This is a genomic window from Desulforamulus putei DSM 12395 (assembly GCF_900129195.1).
GTDB lineage: Bacteria > Bacillota > Desulfotomaculia > Desulfotomaculales > Desulfotomaculaceae > Desulfotomaculum > Desulfotomaculum putei.
On the sequence record NZ_FQUY01000011.1, the window covers coordinates 42,900 to 63,049 of the forward strand.

Below are 20,150 nucleotides of genomic sequence, written 5' to 3' on the forward strand. Positions count from 1 at the left end.
CTTTTACCTTTTGTGAAGTGAAAGAATCTTCGCCAGTGTTTCTTTCATTTGGGGGCGGTTTACAATCATATCCACCATGCCGTGCTGCCGCATGAATTCCGCCCTTTGGAAACCTTCCGGCAGTTTTTGACGGATGGTTTGCTCGATCACCCTTGGGCCGGTAAAACCAATTAACGCACCGGGTTCAGCGATAATAACATCTCCCAGGGAAGCAAAACTGGCCGTCACTCCGCCGGTGGTGGGATCTGTCAGAACCGAAACAAATAACAACCCGGCTTCATCCAGTTTGGCCAGAGCAGCGGCGGTTTTGGCCATTTGCATGAGAGACAGAATCCCTTCCTGCATGCGGGCGCCCCCGGAGGTACTAAAGATAATCACCGGCAGTTTCTTTTCAATGGCCCGCTCAATGGACCGGGCGATTTTCTCCCCCACCACCGAACCCATACTGCCCATGATGAAGTGCGAGTCCATAATACCCACCACCACCGGGAACCCATCGATGGTTCCCTCTCCGGTGACCACCGCTTCTTTAAGGCCGGTGGCTTCCTGGGCGGCTGCCACTTTCTCGGAGTAATTGGGAAAATTAAGCGGGTTTACAGTAGTTAACTCATTGTCATATTCTTTGAAGGAACCTTCGTCCAGGGTCATGCGAATCCTTTCTCTGGCGCCCAGACGAAAATGAAAGTTGCACTTTTGACAAACCTTAAAGTTTTTTTCCAACTCTTTCGTATACAGAATTTCATTACAACGGGTACATTTTACCCATAAACCTTCAGGTATGTCTCTTTTTTCGCTGTCCCGGGCAGTTTCCGGTCGTACGGTTACATATTTAGGCTTACGAAAAATCTCTAAAACCAAGACTCACCTCTCCCTTAGCTGTCATACGTTTAAACGGTGTTTATGATTTCCAACGCTTCGTCAACCTCGGATTCAGGCACCAAAATCTCTACCGCTCCGTTTTCATTGCCATTCGGCAGTCCGATATTGCGTAATTTAACCAGCAAGCCCTCCTGTTGCAAAGCTTGTTGTAGTCGCTCGGCTTGTTTTTTGTTCGGCGCAATATATACCACCGTCCACACTTGTCAAAGGCCCCCTTGAATTAACATAATAAGTATGAAAATGAATCCAATATAGATAGATGTTTCTATTTATTCCCCGGGTATTCCTCTTTTTCCCCACAAAAATAAGTATATCCAGAGAACTGTCTCTGGATACTGTTGCTGTTCCTATGAAGTTCCGCTTTATCCTGCGATACCTTTATTTTTAATCGGTATCCGTACGGATCTTTCCGTGCTTGGTTAACAGTTCCGCCCGTCCCCGGATCTTGATGGCCGAGGTGTGTTCGGTGAACTGAGCAATCATGATTTCCCCTTTATCAAGCTTTTCCGAGTGATGAAATTTAGTCACGCCGCCTCTGGTTAAACCAATGATGGTGACGCCGTTTTCCAACGCCTTCACCACAACATAATCACCGGCTATATCAAATCTGTTCGTCATAGGATTCACCCCGTATAATTTCCTCTTTTTGTCAGACCAATCATATCATATTTAAAGGTGTTTGACAAGCAAGTTAGCCTGTGGGGTCGTTCTCCTGGTTCAAGTCTAGCGCGTACAATCCGAACAAAGCAGCAGGTGAATATTTCGTATATTACCGTATACGATCAGTTTATCCCCCACTTGCAAGACCTGGCTTCCCCTGGGCGAATGAATAAATGCATCGGACCGTTCGATGGCCAGGATGAAAATATCCTGATCCCTGATCTTGCTGGCGGCAATGGTTTGGCCCACCAGATGGCTATTTGCTTGCAGTGTCACCTCTGCCACGCCATACTGCCGGTCTAACCGCAACACTTCTTCCACGGACCTTTTTTGCAGCGAGCGGTGGCGCGACAACTGTCGTTCAATGCCCCGATCCAGGCGAACACGCAGTCGGCGGCTGGAAACCAAACTAAAGGCCAGCAGTACAATGACAATGGCTGTGCCCACTTGCAGCAGCGTAAGGGGGTGTCGCATAATATTGATCAGGGCCGTGACAATGGTGGCGGTTCCCAGGTAGCCCAGCACCATCAGCACCATAATAATGCGCCGGCGCACATGGTGCTTCACCACTGCTTCGGAATCCGATGTGGTGTACCCCACTGTGACCAGGGCCGAAAGGGCCTGAAAACGGGCCACGTGCAGGTCCATGCCCGTCAGCTTTAAGGCGATGGCGGAGATCTCTACAATAATCACAAGGACCAGGATAAAGCACACCAAAAAAACCAGGCTCATTGATCATCCTCCCTTAATTCCGTGACATGATTATATCAGCGGGACAAGGGCTGACACAAGTTGGCAGCGCAGTCAGCCAACAGGAAAAAGACCGGGCCTGAAAGAAATTCTTTCAGGCCCGGTCACATATTTTAGCTTATAGATCCAGTAAACTGTTTGGCAGGGGATAGAAATCCGGATTAAAGGAACCGGCCGGTATCTTCGGGGCAACAGAAGGTACCCTTTGATTTTGATTTGCCGGTGCGGGCCCTTCTAACTTGACTGCCGGAACAGCCCGGGAAGGCGCATCCTTTGGGCGCGTATCCCCGGTGGCAGCCACCGGAGCCCTTCCCGGCAGGTTGGAGCGAAGCTTAATATTATCTTTACCCAAAAGACCGGTTAATGCTGTTTTCAGTTCGGTGTTCAGACTGACCCATAACCGGTTTTCCAACCGGAACGCCTTTTTGTTGTCCGGATTAAACAGATACACCGGTGTGTTTCCCGGGTGCCGGGTTAATAAGGTCTCCAACTCCTTAAAAGCCTCTGCATCCCTTTCATTAAATTTCAGCCAGAGTTGGCAGCCAATATTGTCGATGGGGATCATTTCCTCGGCCAGTACTTTGGTCTCTTCGCCGTTATTGTTGACCCGGCCCTTTAACAAAAGGGGCCCCTTGGGGTCCAGAGTTTTACCATAACGACGGTAGACCTCCGGAAAGACCACCACCTCACAATTGCCGGTCAAATCTTCCAGGTTGACAAAGGCCATGGGTTCTCCCTTACGGGAAGTAATCCTTTTGATGGTGGAAACCATACCCGCCAGCAGCAGGGGCCGGCCGTCCGGGATCTCGGGCAGGTCCACCACCCGCTGCACTTCCAAAGCCTCTAAAATCCAGCTAAATTCGGATAGGGGATGGCCGGAGATATACAGCCCCAGGGCTTCTTTCTCAAACTCTAACTGCTGTTTAGGGCTCAAACGGGGAACCTCAGGCAGTTGCAGTTCTGCCGCCTGCTCCGGAAGTTCTGGCATCAAGTCAAACAGATTGACCTGCCCCTGCTCCCTGTCCCGCTGGACCCGTGCGGCATATTCGAGACCCGTGTCCAACCCTGCCAAAAGCTGGGCCCGGTGACCAAAGGCATCCAGGGCCCCTGCCTTGACCAAACTCTCCAGTACCCGCCGGTTGGCCAACCGGTTGTCTACCCGGCTGCAAAAATCTGAAAAAGAAGTGAAGGGTCCTCCTTTTTCCCGGGCCTGTATTATGGCCTGCACTGCGCCCCAACCGACGTTTTTCACCGCAGCCAGACCGAAGCGAATGGATCCCTCCATTGCCGTAAAATTTTCCCGGCTGTGATTGATATCCGGCGGCAAGACCTGAATTCCCATACGGCGGCATTCCTCGATATATAAAACCACTTTGTCCGTATTGTCCCGTACGGAGGTCAACAGGGCCGTCATATACTCCGCCGGGTAGTTGGCCTTCAGGTAAGCGGTCTGGTAAGAGACCAGGGCATAGGCCGCCGAATGGGATTTATTAAAGCCGTAGCCGGCAAAGTACTCCATCAGGTCAAACATTTTCTCTGCCAGCTGCCGGTCATATCCCCTGGCCACCGCCCCAGGGATGGGGTTCTTGAGAGGGTTCCCCTTTTCGTCCGTGGTTGTCCCGTTAACAAACCACTGCCGGTGCATAGCCATCATTTGGGGTATTTTCTTGCCCATGGCCTTTCTCAGGGAATCAGCCTGTCCCAGTGTGTAGCCCGCCATCACCCGGGCAATCATCATCACCTGTTCCTGATACAAAATCACCCCGTAGGTTTCCCGGAGGATGGGTTCCAAATCCGGGTGGAAATAATCCACCCGGGTCTGACCGTGCTTGCGCTGAATAAAGTCCTCCACCATGCCGCTGCCCAGGGGGCCGGGGCGGTATAAGGCCACCAGGGCCACGATGTCTTCAAAGGCATTGGGCTTCAGTTCCTTCAGGATGCTGCGCATGCCGCTGCTTTCCAGTTGGAAGACGCCGATGCCCTCACCCCGGGTAAGCATCTCAAAGGTGGCCTGGTCATCCAGAGGAATATTGTTGATGTCCAACTGACGGCCCCTTATTTGCTCAATCAGGTTGACAGCCTCGCCGATAACCGTCAGGTTGCGTAACCCCAGCAAGTCCATCTTAAGGAGGCCCAGCTCCTCCACCGTGGTCATGGGAAACTGGGTGGTCACCAACCCGTCAGAGGTCTTGTTCAGGGGTAAATATTCCACCAGGGGTTCCCGTGCAATCACCACGCCCGCCGCATGGGTGGAAGCATGCCGGGGCATGCCTTCCAATTCCATGGCAGTGTCAATCAGTCGTTTTACCTCGGGATCATGGTCGTAAACTTCCTTTAATTCCGGGGAATTGGCCAGGGCTTTTTCAATGGTCATGTTTAATTCCATGGGCACCAGTTTGGCCACCCGGTCCACGTCTCCATAGGGCATGTCCAGGGCCCGCCCCACATCCCGAATGGCTGCCCTAGCGGCCATGGTACCGAAGGTGATGATCTGGGCCACCCGGTCGGCGCCGTATTTCTGCACGATGTACTCGATGACTTCGCCCCGGCGCTCGTAATCAAAGTCAATATCAATATCCGGCATGGATATCCGTTCCGGATTTAAAAAACGTTCAAACAGCAGGCCGTATTTCAGCGGATCGATATTGGTGATCTCCAAAACGTAGGCTACCATGCTGCCGGCGGCGGAACCGCGTCCCGGTCCCACGGCGATACCCCGCTCCCGGGCGTATCGAATGAAATCCCAAACAATGAGAAAATACTCATCGTAGCCCATTTGGCCGATGACCTTCAGTTCATATTCCAGGCGTTCCCAAACCGGTCCGGAACAATGACCGTACCGTTTGACGGCGCCGGCCAGGCACTTCTCTTGCAGGTAGCCGGCCGGCGTATACCCGTCCGGCACGGTAAAATAGGGCAGATGCAGCTTGCCAAATTCAATTTCCACCTGGCATCGTTCGGCAATTCTTACGGTGTTGCGCAGGGCCTCCGGGATTTCCCCAAACAACAAATTCATTTCATGGGGACTTTTCAAATACATTTCCCGGGATTCAAATTTCATCCGTCCGGGGGTATTTATGCTCTTGCCGGTCTGAATGCACAGCAAAACATCCTGAATGTCAGCATGTTCCCGTCTTAAATAATGGACGTCATTGGTGGCCACCAGTGGGATGTTTAATTCCCTGGCGATCTTCAAGAGTTCCCGGTTGACCGTCCTTTGTTCCTGATACCCGTGGTCCTGCAGTTCCAGGTAATAACGGTCAGGCCCGAAAATGTCCAGATAGTCCCGGGCTGCCTGGCGGGCCTTATCCGGCTGGCCGTTTAAAATTTTATCCGCCACTTCCCCCGCCAGGCAGCCGCTCAAGGCGATCAGGCCGTCCTGGTAACGGGCCAGCAGTTCCTTATCAACTCTCGGCTTATAGTAAAACCCTTCGGTATAGCCAAGGGAGACCAGTTTCAACAGGTTTTTGTATCCCCTTTGATTTTCCGCCAGCAAAACCAGGTGGCTGGGCTGGTCATCCAGCTTGGGTGTCCGGTCTGTTCGCCGGCGGGGCGCCACGTAGACTTCACAGCCCAGGATGGGCTTAACCCCTTCTTTATGGCAGGCTTTATAAAAATCAATCACCCCGTACATGCAGCCGTGGTCAGTAATGGCCAGGGCGTTCATGCCGCTTTCCCTGGCCTGCCTGGCCACCTGGCTGATGCGGGTTGCCCCGTCCAGCAAACTGTATTCAGTGTGTAGATGAAGGTGAACAAATTGATTTTCCAGCTCAACTCACCCCTTGTGCAGGCTGCTCCTGTTATCCATTTTACCAAAAGAGCGTTAAAAAGAGGTATACAGGTAACAACCCGTATACCTCGCACCCTAACCCTTTTGTTTGATCTCTTCTCGAATGTCCTGCCAGCGGGACCTGGACATGCGGGCGAAGACCGGGTAGCGGTCCACTTCCGGGTGCTGGGTGACCGCCTGGAACCACTTGACGGCCTCCTTAAGATCTCCGTTGCGGTAGGACAGGTCCCCGATCAAATACATCATACGCAGTTCCTTTTTGAGTTCGGATGTGGACTCCCTTTCATAGGCTCGCTTTAAAAATTCCAGGGCCCGCTGCAGAGCCTTTGCTTCGTTTTCTTTATGGCCCTGGTACCGGTACAGCCACCCTAACCGGAGGTACAGAGATCCCTTGACAGAATCCTTGGCGTTTCTCAGTTCCTGACAGAGGATGGCCAAATTATACGCTTTGATGGCTTGCTCCAGGGTCCTTAAGCCGGTGTATTGGGATCCTTCGGTATGCCAGCCGGACAGGATGGTGTTGATGGCGGCTTTCTCCGGTTCACTGAGGGGGACGTTTGTCTCCTTGGTAAATCCGTAACCACAATGCTTGCAGATCATAACATCATAAAAGATAGGATTAATGCTGCTGTAATAAGCGCAAAAATCACTGTCTTGTTTTTTCACAGCAATGTATTTAGTTTTTACTTCAGGGTGCAGGAATTCTTGGCCACAGTTAGGGCAGGTCACTCTGATATGAAAGATCATTTCTTCGTTAACTTGCATAATCTTACGCTCCCACCAATGAAGTTCTTGACCCTATTATACCAAATCATTATCAGGTGAGGACATTTATTACCGGTAACAAATGCTTAATTTTACAGATACCTTCTGGCTCCCAAGTACCGGCTGGCAAAAAAACGGTCCTCAAAGGAAGAAACCGTTACACCCTCTTTGGTCCTGGCGTTAATAAACAGGCCATCCCCCTGGTAAATTCCTACGTGTGAAGGGCCCGGATCAATGGTCGAAAAAAACACCAGGTCGCCGATTGCCAAATCTTCCTTTTCCACCGGAAAACCTGCCTTAAACTGATCCTGGGCATCCCTGGGCAGTTGAAAACCATTGACATAATAGGCCATGTACGTTAACCCGGAACAATCGATGCCCCGTGCGGTCATGCCCCCCCATCGATAGGGCGCTCCGGCATACAGACCGGCCACCGCCAGAATCTGTTTTTTGTTAATCGGTTGATTGGAACAAACAATTCGGGCATCCTCCCTGTGAACAAAGGCACTGCCCCCCCCGGGGTAAAGCGACCCGCAGGAACTCTTTTCCTTCTTCCAGTAAAGGCAGCCGGCTGCCCAGAAATAAGGTACAAAACCGGTCTCCGGTGTTATTGGATTCCATGTGTAAAACGGCCGTTGCCCGCACGATCTGCACAACCTCAGAGTGTGCCGGCCACCGGGGCAAGCAGAACTGATTCACCTTTGCCCATCCCGGTGAACCGTCCTGGGCCTGCATGTGAAACCAGTCTCCCTCAATGCCCATAATCTGCGCCGGCCACCCCATTAAAAGTTGCGTTACCAGGGGAATTCCCTCCTCCGGTTGCTCCAGCACATCACTTACGGCCACAGCCGCAACCACGGTGGTGCCGGCTTCAACTTCCCGCAGATCAAGCATGGAATCACTCCTTTGCCGGTTTTACCTAAACCATATTCCCCTGTTTATTTTACTATGCTTTCCACAGTATAATTTCCAAAATCCGGTTGTCCGTTGAGAAGTTGCATCATTTGGAGAAAGCCTTTGGTGGCCCCCGGATCCGTGCTGAGCCTGGTCATAGCGGCCTGCTGGGCCTCCTCGCTTTCCCAAAATGAAATAACCAGAAACTTGTTGCTGTTGCCGTTGCACCTGGCCACATAGCCGTGCACCAGACCGGGTTGCTTGTTTATATAGTCCATATGTTCCCGGATGATTTCCAGTAAAGAATCACCCTGACCTTCCTGGGCTTGCAGTTTGCCAAATGTGATGACTTGCAAGTTGTTACCTCCCCTATTGATTCTCTAAAAGAAATCGGTAAAGTTGTTCATATTTTGCCACCCATTGGTCTGCATTAAACCTGGTGATGGCATGACTTCTGGCCCGGACAGACATTTTTTGCCGCAGGGACCGGTCCTCTAACAGCAGCAAGGTCAGTCGGGCCATTTCCTCCACCTCGCCCACGCCGGTCAAAAAGCCCACCTTGCCATGTTCAATGACCTCCGGGATGCCCCCTGAGCGGGTGGCCACCACAGGCACGCCGCAGGCAAGGGCCTCCAGGGCGGCCAGGCCAAAACTTTCACAGCAGGATGGGAACAGCATGACGTCTGCGGCAGCCAAAATGGGGGCTACCGTGTCCTGTTGCCCCAGAAACAGGATATCCTTCGCTAACCCTAAAGATTGGGCCAGCTTTTGCGCCGCGGGCATATCCGGCCCGTCGCCGATCATCAGCAGCCGGGCCGGCCTCTGTTGACGGACCCGGTGAAATACCTGGATAACATCCGTCACCCGTTTGAGGGGCCGAAAATTGGAGAGGTGAATAAGCAGGGCTTCATCGCCGGTTGTCATAAGGTTCCTGTCGGCAGCGGCCTCGGGTTTGAACACGTCGGTATCCACAAAATTATAAAGGACGGGCAATTCCTTTGTATAATGAAAGGTTTGCCGGGTCTGTTCCGCTAAAAAGGAGGAGACAACCGTGACCGCATCACTGGCTGCCAGACCGTAGCGTGTAATCTCATAGAATTCCTGGTGCGCTCCCACCAGGGATGTATCGGTACCATGGAGTGTGGTGATAACAGGAATGTGTTTGCCAAAGATTTGCCGGGCCAAATGAGCCCCCAGGGAATGGGGCACTGCATAATGGGCATGCAGGACATCCAGTTGATAGCAGCGCAGCACCTCCACTGTTTTGTTCACCTGGGTGAGAAAATAGGGAGGTACTTCAAACAGCGGGTGATGAAAAGCCGCCACTTCATGGACAAAAATATTGTGCTGGTAGGTGCCCAGGCGAAAGGGGCGCCCCACGGTCACAAAGTGTACCTCATGACCCCGTTTTGCCAGGAGCTTGCCTAACTCTGAGGCCACCACACCGCTTCCCCCGTAGGTGGAGTGGCATAAGATGCCGATCTTCACTCCTTCACCCCCAGCAATGCAAGTGGGTTGTGAATGGCCAGGGGCGATTTGGTGGTAAAACCTTCCCCATACATACAACCGATCAATGAACCAAAATACCGGTCTCTGCTTTCAACGACGGACAGTAAACTGCCCGGTCCGGCATTTAAAAAGGTCTCCGTACTGTTCGGGCTTTTCCCGAATTGTGTTTGATGGGCCAAAATGGCCAGTCTTTTCGTGTGGTAACACTCTGATACATCCACAATAAACTTGGGTTCAACGGCGCCGGAAATATAATAATACCATATTTGTCCGGCCCTGAAGGGAGGCAGCCGGGACCCGACCCTGGTTAAACCGGAATCAAACCAGGCTTCCTGCACCAGACGGCTGGCATTGACATGGTCCGGGTGCCGGTCCTCCCAGTAGGGACATAATATCAGTCCGGGCCGGCTTTTCCTGATAACCTCCACCAGCCGCATCAGGTATTCTTTACCGGTGGTAATGCCTCGATCAGGGATAGCCAGGCACTGGCGCCAGGTGAGACCCAGTACCTCCCCGGCCCGCCGGGCCTCTTCCCGCCTCTCTTCGGCGGTGCCGTTGGTGGCCAGTTCGCCGGCGGTTAAATCAACAATCCCCACCCTGAGACCTGATTTGATAAGTTTTGCCACAAGGCCCCCGGCACCCACCTCCACATCATCGGGATGGGCGCCGATGGCCATCACATCAACCTTAGATACGTTAACCAACCCCTTTGTAGTAGTAATTCGATGGTTGGGAGGAAAATCCTGTTGGCTGTTGATTTATGGCCTTTAGCCTTTAGCCATCAGCCAAACGGAAAAGGCCGCTACATGAGCAGCCTTTGTAAAACTACGAAACCGCTTTCCGGCACTGGCCCTCCCGGGTCCGCCAGGAACGGTAGTCGATGTCCGGGAAGATATTATTCTGCCACTCCAGGTAAGAAACAAATCCTTCGTCAATACGGCAGTATTTAATATCATCGTACAGCCTCAGGAAGTTGGCAATATGCTGTTTGGTTCTTTTGACAGCATAGGGAACCATGGTGCCGGTGGAGATAATGAAAGCCCAGTCGCTGCTTTGAGCCAGCAACAGTTCCCGGCCGGCCTGGTTTAAGGCCCGGCGCAGGTTGCCCTCCGCCCGGGGGAACAGATCCGCCAGTTCATTCATGCGGTCCGCCGCCATGTGCAGATGCCTGTAAATCCAGTGATTTTTCTCATTCAACCAGACCTGATTGTATCCTGCGTTGCCCCAGGTGGAAGGACAGGGTCTGGTCATCTGGTTGCATTTATGCATTTTCAGGTAATCCGACGGGGTTACCATCCTGAGGGTGCTACTTGTGGCCATCTTGCGAATCAGAAAGTCCAGCCACACGGGGCCCTCAAACCACCAGTGGCCAAAGAGCTCCGCATCATAGGGGGCCACGATAATGGGCGGTCGTTCCATGAAGGCAGACAAATACTCCACTTGTTTTTCACGGTTAAACATAAAATTGCCGGCATGAATTTCTGCCTTGTTCCTGGCCCATTCCGGGTAATAGGGCTGTTTATCCGCCAAATCCACTTTACCGGTAATCCGGTGATATTTCATGCCGGTATGGGTGCGAATGCCGTCGGGATGTATATAATTTTTGATGTATTCTTCGTCCAGATCATACCCGATATCACGATAGAATTCCCGGTAATCCGGATCACCGGGATAACCTTCGTCGGCGCTCCAAACCTGTTTGGAGCTTTCCACGTCCCGCCCAAAGGCCGCCACACCGGAAGGACAGTAAATAGGGGCAAAGACGCCGAAGCGGGGCCGGTGGTAGGCAAACAGCACCCCATGATTGTCGGTAAAAAAGAATTTTAATCCGTATTCCTTAAGGATTTCATCCACGCCATGGGCATAGCCGCATTCCGGCAGCCAGATGCCGTTGGGAGCACAGCCAAAGTGCTTTTGATGCAGATTGACTGCCGTCTCTATCTGGGCCCTTACCGCCTGCCTGTTTACCATCATCAGGGGTAAAAAGCCATGGGTGGCGGCGCAGGTGGTAATTTCCAGGCAGCCAAGGTTTTGCAGCCTTTTAAAGGCCTGCACCAAATTACAGCCGTTCCGGTGAACAAAGATTTCGTAAGCCCGCTGGAATCTTTCCTTATACATTAAGGCGGCCTGGTGGAAAGGACCGCCGCAGGTTCTGGCCTCTTCCTTGTGGGCCAGCTCAATGAGCTTTTCTAAATGACGCACATATCGCTGCTGCATTAAGGGGTCGGTCATCATGGATAAAAGCGGTGGCGAAATGGAAAAGGTGAGCCGGAAAGGGATGTTGTCCCCAACCAGCCTGTCAAAAACATCAATCAAGGGTATATACGTTTCCGTAACAGCTTCATAAAACCATTTTTCTTCCAGGATTTTTTCGCTTTCCGGGTGCCTTACGTAGGGTAAATGGGCATGTAAGACAATTGCCAGGTATCCTTTGGCCAAGGGATCATCCCCCCTCTTTATTGTTTAAACCCCGGCGAACTTATTCCGAGGGGTTTAATTGCTCCTGCAAAATCATTTTTACCTGCCAGTGCTTCGGAACCGCTGCCATAGGGGACACGATGCAGCATTTTATAAATCCCTTCAATCCACATCCATTCTTCATCAATCCTTTGAGACACCGAATCTCTGGGAGTGGTTACCCGGTTGGAGGTGAGCAGTTTGATATATCTTCCGTCAGGCAGGAGACGCCCCAACTCCAGGAAAAAACTGCGGTCGGGCTGCCCCACTTCGATGAACCAGTTGTCCGCAAAGGGGTCTAAAAATATTTCCTGGTGGCTGTGAGCCGTAAGAGGACTTTCTTCAGCCAGGCCGGTAATGTCATAGACTCGTAACACCGGGCGGGAAGCGTGCCAGGCCTCCTCACCGTACCGGTGTACAAATTTCTGGTATTTATTGGAGGATATCTCCCAGTAGGCATAAAGCCAGTGTGGGTCTTTGGCCAAAACCACCAGTCTGTCAACACCATAATGGTGGGGAATAAAAAGATCTTCCGCTTCCCGTCTAACCGGCTGAGCCGTGGGGGAAATCTCTTCTGCCATTTCCTCCTTGGGCTCTATCCTTGGAATGTCTAACTTTCTGGGAGCTGAGGCCGGTTTCGACAATCTTGGCAGCAGCGCCACACCCAGCACAACCAGAGCAGCCGCTCCCAGCAGCCAGAGCCACAAATTGTCCATTTTTTACCCCTCCTAGGAAGATATTTCAATTGATTTTAGGCGTTTTTTTAAATAAAAAGGAAAAAAATAAGGAAAAGTGAACATAGTTTATGACTTTCCTTAGTATTGCCCAGCATTTTTGCCTTTATAATGTTTTTTCGATGGTTTCAGAAGCCTGAAGCAAAGCAGTAACAGTCAATCATGGAATAGGCAGGAAAGTTCTCAAGGCAGGGATTCAATAGGATGGATAGAGACAGAAGTAAAAAACTTTGGGAAATTTCAGATGTCCTCCTGGTTTTTGTTTTACGAGTGATCCTGGTTTACTTCATAAGCAAAGGTCTGCTTCCTTTATTTCCCGGCATTTCTCCCCGTTTGGTGGAGGTGCTGGATCGGGCTGTCCTGCTGGGGCTTACTCTGTTTTTGGTTTTACATAAGAGTGATTTGCGGAGTTTGGGAGTTCGTTTTGATGATCCCGGCAGGCAAATACTTTACGGGCTTCTGGGAGGGATATTTTTGTTCCTGCTGGCGGAAGGAACCCAGCGGGCAATGATGACCTTACTGGCGGCGGATATTGGTACCAACCCGCTGGTGAAGGCAGCTGCAAGCGCCAAAAGCCCTGCCGACCTGCTATGGCCCATCCTGATTGGCGGAGTCCTGGTACCCGTAACCGAGGAAACCTACTACCGGGGAATGGCCTTCACCGCCTTTGCCCGCAGGTGGGGGACGGTCCTTGGGTTGCTGGCAAGCGCACTTTTTTTCTCACTGGCACACCTCAGCGGCCTATGGTTTATCCAAATTGCAGTGGTGGGAGCCGGTCTGGCGATTATTTATGATCTCACCGGTTCTCTTCTCCCAGGTATCATTGCCCACGGTTTAGTAAACAGCAGCAGGCTGCTGATGGTGTATTGGGGAAGCTGAAGTGTAGGGTTAGTTTATTTATGGGAAGACTGGAAAAACCCCCTAAACTTATGCTATCATCACTATGTAATTTAAATAGCCTTCAGCCATCGGCCATCAGCCCTCGCCTATAGGAAAAACAAAAAGCTGAAGGCTGAAGGCCGACGGCTGATGGCCCCTTAAGTCTTCAATTTAATTAAAAACGGTACCAGTATCGGAACCAGTGTACTTAACACAGAACCACTGATAAAGGCAATCACTGCCATGTCGGTACCCGTAGCTTTTGTCACAACCGGCAGGGTTGTATCCATGGTGGTTGCGCCGCCGGGCGCCACGGCGGAAAACCGGCCGATATAACGGGCCACCAAAGGAACCAGGATAAAGGTTAACAATTCCCGGGCCACGTTGGTAATAAAGGCCAAAGCGCCGGTCTCCACATTGTATATTTCTGCAATTAAAATACCGGATAAACTGTACCAACCAAAACCCGCGCCAATGGCTGTGGATTCATTAAAGGGGAGTCCCAGCAGCAAACCGGAAACCGCCGCCCCGGCCAGGCTGCCTGTTGCGATTAGGGCCGGCAGCAGCAGCACTTGCCACCCCATATACCAGAGCCGGACCCATACTTCCTTTTGACGGCCTAAATCAATGCCGATGCCAAAGAGCAACAGGTACAGGGCGGTTGTGGTAACGGTATCCAAGTGCGATACTATTTGTTGGGGCAATATCCAGTACCCCAGGGCCAAACCCAGGGCTACGGAACCCAGTATCATCAAGGTCATATTGATCACCAACCTGTTAGACTTTGTGGTCAGTTCTTTTGGGTCCAGCCGTTGGCCCTTGGCCATTGGCCGTTAGCTATTAGCGACTGGTCAATTTAAAAATACAAAGAATCTTAACTGTGTTTAATTTTAATGAAATGCAAAACTGTTGGATAGTAGGTAAAAACAAAAAGCCAAAAGCCAAAGGCCAAAAGCAATAGCCAAAATCTCGAATAATATTTATAATCTCACCTGTTACTTACCTTCCTCTCTACTTTTTTGCAGTTGTTTGGCAATGTGGCTTTCGGCCAGTCTCACCAGCAAAACACTGCCGACTATGCTGCCAAAGGCCAGCACCAGGGCCTGCCAACCAAGGCTTCCCAGGTCCGCCAGAAGCTTTTCGTTGGCCCCCAGTTGAGCCCCCATGGCCAGGAGCATTACAAATAAACACAGGGTGGTAAACCTTTCGGTAATTTTTCGATTGTGGGGTAACAAATTGAAGTGGCCCACCAGTATACCCAGGGCCACAGCAATCAGCACAGGTGCCATCTCCATCCCTTCCTGACAAATTGAATTGAGACTCAATTTACCAAGCACGATAATACTTTAGCACGACCCCAAAATGGGGGTCAATAACCAATATTCAAGAGGAGGTTTTAAAGTGTATACCAATCCCAGCGACGAAAAAATCAAAGAACTTTTAACCCGCTGCAAAACCATTGCGGTTGTGGGGCTGTCGGACAAGCCCCACCGGGATAGTTATAAAGTGGCGGCGTATATGCAGTCCCAGGGCTACCGCATCATTCCGGTGCATCCTAGGGTAAAAGAAGTTCTGGGGGAAAAGGCCTATAAAACTTTGTCCGACATTCCGGACAAGGTGGATCTGGTGAATGTTTTTCGCAAGAGCGAAGAAACTCCGCCAGTGGTCCGGGAGGCTATCCCCTTAAAGCCGGCGGCCGTATGGCTCCAACTGGGAATTATCAATGATGAGGCCGCCCAAATTGCCTCGGATGCCGGTCTGGAGTTTATTCAGGATCGCTGTATTAAGGTAGAACATGCAAGGCTGCTGGGCAATGGGAAACAGGAGTGATCAGCCGGTCAGGAATCTCCCTGACCGGCTGAAGCAGATTCTGAGCCGGCTGGCCGAGGCCTATCCTAACGCCGCCACCGATTTAAAATACTCCACACCCTTTGAATTACTGGTGGCGGTTATCCTGTCGGCCCAGAGTACGGACGCTCAGGTTAATAAAATTACCGAAAAACTGTTTAAAAAATTCCGTACCCCGGAGGATTTTGCCCGGCTGACGCCGGAGGAACTGGCTGAACACATCAAAGGCTGCGGACTCTTTAGAAATAAAAGCAAATTTATCGTGGAGGCCAGCCGCATCCTGGTGAAGGATTATCAAGGCCAAATTCCCCCAATAAGGGAACAGTTAGAAAAGCTCCCCGGCGTGGGAAGGAAAACCGCCAATGTTGTTCTGGGGGTTGCCTTTGGCCAGCATACTTTTCCGGTTGATACCCATGTCCACCGGGTAGCCCGCCGCCTCGGTTTGGCTTCCGGAAAAACACCGGAACTGACTGAAAAAGAATTATGCGCTTTGATACCGCCTGAATTGTGGCAGCCAACTCACCATCAAATCATTCAACACGGCAGAATGGTCTGCGATGCCCGCAGGCCTCGCTGCCCACAGTGCTGTTTAAAGGACCTCTGCCCGGAGGCCGGTAAAAAGGGGGAAAACTAGTGCATATTGTTTTAGTGGAGCCGGAAATCCCTGCCAACACCGGCAACATCGCGCGGACCTGCTCTGTCACCGGAGCAAGCTTACACCTGGTGGAACCCCTGGGCTTCTCCACCGATGACCGCTATTTGAAGAGGGCCGGGCTGGACTACTGGCACCTGTTGGACCTGCATTATCATAAAAGTTTTAATGATCTGAGGGCAAAGTATCCCGCAGGGCGTTTCTGGTATTTCACCACCAAGGGCGGCAGATCTTATCATGAAGTTCAGTTTGCAGAGCACGACTTCCTGGTTTTTGGTAAGGAAACCGCCGGTTTACCCAGGGAACTGTTAGCCGAAAACCCGGATGCTTGTTTGAGAATTCCCATGCTGGGTGAGGTCCGCTCCTTAAACCTGTCCAACTCGGTGGCCATAGCCTTGTACGAGGCCCTTAGACAATTAAACTTTCCCAACATGAAATAAATCTGCGAATTCAAGTCAAGAACCGTCCCCAACTTGAATGGTTTCAAGTTGGGGACGGTTCTTGACTTGAATTACCAATAAATTCGGTAATCATTTTCTGGATTTCCTTCAGTGGCAGTGCCTGGGCTTTTCCCTGAACGAAGTCGGGACTGCCTCCTCCTTTACCTTTGCATAAGGGCCACAAATCGGCGGCCAGCCGGTTTACGGGGATTTCCACCCCTTCGCCCCTGGCCAATACTACGTCAAAGGGGCCGTTGCCTCCGGTTAGAACCGCCAGCCGGCCCGGTTTCGCACACCAGGCAGCGGCGAGGCCCCGCAGCATTTCCATGTCGGCTTCCGGAAAATGTTTCATCAATACCAGTACACCGCCAACATCCAAAGCCCGCTGCCATTGTTCTTCTGCCAGGTATTGATACTTAAAATTCAAAAGCTCTTTCCGTTCTTTCTGCAGCTTTTTCAGTGCCGCCTCGCGTTTTTCCAGCCGGCTGATGGCTTCGCTGCCGGAAGCCCCTACCGCCTGTTCCAGTTTGCGCAGGGATTCCGCCGTTTGCCACATCCAACGTACTGTCCTTTCCCCGCAGATAAAGTGAAGTCTTACCTGTCCCCTGATCTTTTCGGTTTTTAACAGTTTAACAGGACCCACTTCACCGGTATAACGGGGATGAGTGCCACAGCAGGCGTTCTCATCAATTCCCGGAATGATCACCAGACGAACCTCTTCCTCCCCCGGCGGAAGCCTTTTCAGCAGTTCGGGGCTTAAGGCTGCACGTTGATAAGTCTCAACTTTAACCGGCAGATTTTCCATCACAATACGGTTAACCTCTGTTTCCACTTCCTGCAATACCTGACCAGAAAGATCCTTGACATGCAAATCAATGGTGCTGGTTTCCTCTCCCAGGTGGAACCCGATGGTCTCCCAGCCATATTTTTGCTCAAATACCGCTGATATAATATGCTGCCCGTGGTGCTGCTGCATGTGGTCCCGGCGTCGTTCGGCATCTACTCTCATGAATACGCCGGCTCCAGCGGACGGCGCGTCGGTACCTGCCAGCCAGTGAACAATTCCCTCCGGTCTTTGTTCCACATGGACCACTTCATAGGAACGCCGGGCGCACACCAGGGTGCCCCGGTCGGAGGGCTGCCCGCCTCCTTCTGGATAAAAGATGTTGTCCTCAATCAGCACGCCGACCTTCCCGTTATCGGATACATGGCCCACAACCTTGGAACGATATTGCAACAGGTAGGGGTCCACCTGATAAATCCCTTGCAAATTCCCCACTCCTCTCAGGATTGTGAATTAATGTGCTTATTTCGACAGGAAGGGATTTATTCCTTGTTCTAATTTTCACCTACAGCCGGTTTTTTAGTGAATATTTTACATAAGATGGTAAAAAACCTAGCCGTTACCGGCTAGGTGGCTGTGATTTGCTGTATTTTATCGGTGTAAAAATTGGTTAATTCCTCAGCTATTTCCATCGTGGCGCCCTCGGTAAAGATGCGGCAAACCGGTTCCTCCGGGTCCGGCAGGACCAGAGCCCAGCCTTCCGGGTGATAGACCTTCACCCCGTCCAGCAATTCCAACCGGCCGCCCGGGTCTTCGATGAGCCGTCGGATGACCCTGCCCTTGGCTTCCCAAGGCACTTCAACATCTCTTTTATTTAAGAAGAACCCGGGTATTTCTTCCACCAGATCCTCGATGGTGATGCCCTCCCTGGCACAGAACTCCAATACCTTCAACAGTGTCAGGAGAGCGTCAAAATTCATAAAGTGGTGCTGAACAGCGCCGCCGCTCTGGATATGATGGTTGATGATTTTGTCGATAAAGTCCTGCTGGGAGGTCTTGGTCCGGACAACCATTCCCTTGTAGCGGCTCGCCAGTTCATCGATGGCTCTGGGAGCGGTTACCGGTACAATCACCGGTCCGGCCTGTTCCTTGAGGATGATTAAGGAAATAAGGGCCGTCAGCATTTCTTCGCTGACCACATTCCCCCGGCCGTCCACCAGGATTAATTGATCCCCGTTGGGGTCAAGGATGGCGCCGGCAGCTTTGCCCTTTCTTTTTACAGCGGCAGTCAACTCCCGGAGCAGTTCCTTGTGCCACTGCCAGTCCCTGGGTTCCCCGTTCGACTCAGCCTCAATATTTTCCGAGGTGATTCCCAAAGAAGTGAAGGCTTTGGACACAAAAGGATCAAGATTGCCCCTGTCGTAAAACAACACCATATGCGGACTTGCCTTTTTTAAAGCTTCCACATTCATATTTTTAATCAAATGGTTTACATAAGCATCGGCCATATCCGGAACCGTAACAACAGGCAGAACGCGATGAGCCTCCACCCGGCGAACGTCTTCCCTGGCCAGGGTATTTTCAATTTTACGCTCCTGACCGCGGGAGATATTGCCGCCCCTTTCATTGGTAAAGACCATGTTAATTTTATCTGCCCGTTGGGAGCTTATTCTTACATGGATTCCCGCTTGACAGCCGCCGGTTTTAACTGCATAACGATGCATCGGCGTAATGCCTTCCCCAAAATCCAGCACTTGCAAACCGGCGGACTGCAGACCGCAGGCCAGGGCTTCTTTGATCATGCGGGAGGCCGCAAAACGATCGCTGGAAACCCCAACCCGGTCGCCTATGGCCAGGTTGGTGCCGAAGGCAGCGCCCAAACGGCAGGCAAACTCCGGGGTTATATCAATATTGGCGAGGCCGGTGACTCCTTCCATGCCAAACAGGTTCTTGGGTTTTGCCGTCCCCCAGACCAGACTGCTTTCCACCGTGGCGCCGGTCTCAACCACCTTGCCCGGCCACAGTTTAACGTCCGGTTTTAACAGCGCCCTTTCCTTGATGATCGATTGGCTGCCAACCACCGAGCCTTCATAAACAGAGGCATTGGCATTTATTTTTACCCGGCTGCCAACTACGGCGCCGCGGACGGCAGACTTGGCGCCGATAAAAACATTGTCCCATAAAACACTGCGTTTTACCGTAGCCTGGTCTTGAACAATGCACCCGTTTCCCACCACGGTATAAGCATCAATGACTGCCCCGGCGCCAATCCGGCAGTTATCCCCGATGAGAACCGGCCCGTTGATGGTTGCAGCGGCATGGATCTCGCTGTTTTGTCCCACCCAGATGCCCGGGGCCACCTGGGTGCCGGGAATGGATACAGCAACCTTGCCGGTTAAGCAGTCCTGATGGGCCTGTACATATTGTTGCAAGTTTCCGATGTCACACCAGTAGCCGGTCAGGGATACGCCAAATAAGGGTTGCTTTTCCCTTAACAAAATCGGGAATAAATCTTTGCTGAAGTCAAATTTCCGGCCTGGTTCAAAATAATTCAACACTTCCGGTTCCAGTATGTAAATGCCGGTATTTACTGTGTCGCTGAAAACCTCACCCCAACCGGGCTTCTCCAAAAATTGAGTAATCCTGCCGTCACGGTCAGTGATAACCACCCCGTATTCCAGGGGAATTTCCACCGGTGTTAAAACCAGGGTGGCAATGGCTCCCTTTTGCCGGTGGAACTCCAAAGCCCGGGTTAAATCAAGGTCGGTCAAGGCATCCCCGCTGATCACCACAAAGGTTTCGTCCAGAAACTGCTGGGCGTTTTTCACGCTGCCGGCAGTGCCTAGGGGAGTCTCCTCCACATAGTAACGCATATGAACGCCAAAATCCGCGCCATTGCCAAAGTACCCCCGGATGGCTTCAGGCAGGTATTGCAGTGTTACGCCTATGTCGTGGATACCATGCTTTTTTAACAATGCCACGATATGTTCCATCATGGGGCGATTAACCACCGGCATCATGGGCTTGGGACGGCCGCAAGTCAAGGGCCGCAGCCTGGTCCCCTCACCACCAGCCATGATAATAGCTTTCAAAAAACATCACTCCTGAC

21 protein-coding genes are annotated in these 20,150 nt (G+C 51.7%); 4 read left to right on the forward strand and 17 right to left on the reverse strand.

The genetic code is table 11. The features are described 5' to 3' along the window. Positions 1 to 3 precede the first annotated feature (3 nt). The 13 genes from accD to BUB67_RS08760 all read right to left on the reverse strand — a co-directional run bounded on the left by accD (position 4) and on the right by BUB67_RS08760 (position 12,420). Positions 4 to 858, reverse strand: a complete 855-nt coding sequence (gene accD, locus BUB67_RS08705) for an acetyl-CoA carboxylase, carboxyltransferase subunit beta (RefSeq protein WP_073238830.1) — start codon at positions 856 to 858, stop codon at positions 4 to 6. Positions 859 to 887: 29 nt separating this feature from the next. Beyond that, entirely contained in the window at positions 888 to 1,079 is a 192-nt protein-coding gene (locus BUB67_RS08710; protein ID WP_073238833.1) for a putative signal transducing protein, read from the reverse strand. 184 nt (positions 1,080 to 1,263) lie between these two features. After that, a complete protein-coding gene (mtrB, locus tag BUB67_RS08715) occupies positions 1,264 to 1,497 on the reverse strand; it encodes a trp RNA-binding attenuation protein MtrB (protein WP_073238838.1) in 234 nt (77 codons plus the stop codon). A 105-nt stretch (positions 1,498 to 1,602) separates the two neighbouring features. Then, positions 1,603 to 2,271, reverse strand: a complete 669-nt coding sequence (locus BUB67_RS08720; RefSeq protein ID WP_073238841.1) for a TrkA C-terminal domain-containing protein — start codon at positions 2,269 to 2,271, stop codon at positions 1,603 to 1,605. A gap of 136 nt (positions 2,272 to 2,407) precedes the next feature. After that, a complete protein-coding gene (locus BUB67_RS08725) occupies positions 2,408 to 6,013 on the reverse strand; it encodes a DNA polymerase III subunit alpha (protein ID WP_238456998.1) in 3,606 nt (1,201 codons plus the stop codon). A 141-nt stretch (positions 6,014 to 6,154) separates the two neighbouring features. After that, positions 6,155 to 6,844 carry a DUF2225 domain-containing protein gene (locus tag BUB67_RS08730; RefSeq protein ID WP_073238847.1) on the reverse strand — a complete coding sequence of 230 codons (690 nt, stop codon included), beginning with the start codon at positions 6,842 to 6,844 and terminating at the stop codon, positions 6,155 to 6,157. 92 nt (positions 6,845 to 6,936) lie between these two features. Further along, complete coding sequence (locus BUB67_RS16895; protein ID WP_238456999.1) at positions 6,937 to 7,278, reverse strand: C40 family peptidase; 342 nt, start codon at positions 7,276 to 7,278, stop codon at positions 6,937 to 6,939. Positions 7,279 to 7,297: 19 nt separating this feature from the next. Next, on the reverse strand, positions 7,298 to 7,738 hold the full coding sequence (locus tag BUB67_RS16900; protein WP_238457000.1) for a hypothetical protein: 441 nt from the start codon (positions 7,736 to 7,738) through the stop codon (positions 7,298 to 7,300). A 44-nt stretch (positions 7,739 to 7,782) separates the two neighbouring features. Then, positions 7,783 to 8,094, reverse strand: coding sequence for a putative quinol monooxygenase (locus BUB67_RS08740; protein WP_073238850.1), 312 nt, complete (start codon positions 8,092 to 8,094; stop codon positions 7,783 to 7,785). Positions 8,095 to 8,107: 13 nt separating this feature from the next. Continuing rightward, positions 8,108 to 9,226: an N-acetyl-alpha-D-glucosaminyl L-malate synthase BshA gene (gene bshA / locus BUB67_RS08745; protein ID WP_073238853.1), complete on the reverse strand. Its 1,119-nt coding sequence runs from the start codon at positions 9,224 to 9,226 to the stop codon at positions 8,108 to 8,110. After that, positions 9,223 to 9,951 (reverse strand): bacillithiol biosynthesis deacetylase BshB1, encoded by a 729-nt coding sequence (gene bshB1, locus BUB67_RS08750; RefSeq protein WP_073238856.1) that lies wholly within the window; start codon positions 9,949 to 9,951, stop codon positions 9,223 to 9,225. Before bshB1 ends, bshA begins: the two co-directional genes overlap by 4 nt. 121 nt (positions 9,952 to 10,072) lie before the next feature. Next, positions 10,073 to 11,686, reverse strand: a complete 1,614-nt coding sequence (locus tag BUB67_RS08755; protein WP_073238859.1) for a glycoside hydrolase family 57 protein — start codon at positions 11,684 to 11,686, stop codon at positions 10,073 to 10,075. A gap of 17 nt (positions 11,687 to 11,703) precedes the next feature. Further along, entirely contained in the window at positions 11,704 to 12,420 is a 717-nt protein-coding gene (locus tag BUB67_RS08760; RefSeq protein ID WP_073238862.1) for a DUF4912 domain-containing protein, read from the reverse strand. Between the two features lie 222 nt (positions 12,421 to 12,642). Between BUB67_RS08760 and BUB67_RS08765 the strand changes: the two genes are divergently transcribed. Beyond that, positions 12,643 to 13,317: a CPBP family intramembrane glutamic endopeptidase gene (locus BUB67_RS08765; RefSeq protein WP_073238865.1), complete on the forward strand. Its 675-nt coding sequence runs from the start codon at positions 12,643 to 12,645 to the stop codon at positions 13,315 to 13,317. Between the two features lie 158 nt (positions 13,318 to 13,475). On the opposite strand, the gene BUB67_RS08770 is transcribed toward BUB67_RS08765, so the two are convergent. Together BUB67_RS08770 and BUB67_RS08775 are read right to left on the reverse strand one after the other, a co-directional pair. Beyond that, the gene (locus BUB67_RS08770) at positions 13,476 to 14,078 is read right to left on the reverse strand and encodes a LysO family transporter (RefSeq protein WP_073238973.1); all 603 of its coding nucleotides are present in this window, start codon (positions 14,076 to 14,078) and stop codon (positions 13,476 to 13,478) included. A gap of 234 nt (positions 14,079 to 14,312) precedes the next feature. After that, positions 14,313 to 14,606, reverse strand: coding sequence for a LysO family transporter (locus BUB67_RS08775; RefSeq protein WP_073238868.1), 294 nt, complete (start codon positions 14,604 to 14,606; stop codon positions 14,313 to 14,315). A gap of 112 nt (positions 14,607 to 14,718) precedes the next feature. On the opposite strand from BUB67_RS08775, the gene BUB67_RS08780 reads away from it, so the two are divergent. From BUB67_RS08780 to trmL, 3 genes are read left to right on the forward strand one after another with little or no spacing between them, the layout of a single operon-like run. Continuing rightward, positions 14,719 to 15,147 carry a CoA-binding protein gene (locus BUB67_RS08780; RefSeq protein WP_073238871.1) on the forward strand — a complete coding sequence of 143 codons (429 nt, stop codon included), beginning with the start codon at positions 14,719 to 14,721 and terminating at the stop codon, positions 15,145 to 15,147. After that, the gene (nth, locus tag BUB67_RS08785; RefSeq protein ID WP_084127685.1) at positions 15,131 to 15,799 is read left to right on the forward strand and encodes an endonuclease III; all 669 of its coding nucleotides are present in this window, start codon (positions 15,131 to 15,133) and stop codon (positions 15,797 to 15,799) included. The genes BUB67_RS08780 and nth overlap by 17 nt, the downstream gene beginning before the upstream one ends. Further along, the gene (gene trmL / locus BUB67_RS08790) at positions 15,799 to 16,257 is read left to right on the forward strand and encodes a tRNA (uridine(34)/cytosine(34)/5-carboxymethylaminomethyluridine(34)-2'-O)-methyltransferase TrmL (RefSeq protein WP_073238874.1); all 459 of its coding nucleotides are present in this window, start codon (positions 15,799 to 15,801) and stop codon (positions 16,255 to 16,257) included. The genes nth and trmL overlap by 1 nt, the downstream gene beginning before the upstream one ends. A 43-nt stretch (positions 16,258 to 16,300) precedes the next feature. Here trmL and BUB67_RS08795 read toward each other — a convergent pair whose 3' ends face one another. Beyond that, positions 16,301 to 17,527 carry an alanyl-tRNA editing protein gene (locus BUB67_RS08795; protein ID WP_073238877.1) on the reverse strand — a complete coding sequence of 409 codons (1,227 nt, stop codon included), beginning with the start codon at positions 17,525 to 17,527 and terminating at the stop codon, positions 16,301 to 16,303. A 140-nt stretch (positions 17,528 to 17,667) separates the two neighbouring features. Then, complete coding sequence (locus BUB67_RS08800) at positions 17,668 to 20,133, reverse strand: mannose-1-phosphate guanyltransferase (RefSeq protein ID WP_073238880.1); 2,466 nt, start codon at positions 20,131 to 20,133, stop codon at positions 17,668 to 17,670. Between the last annotated feature and the right edge of the window lie 17 nt (positions 20,134 to 20,150).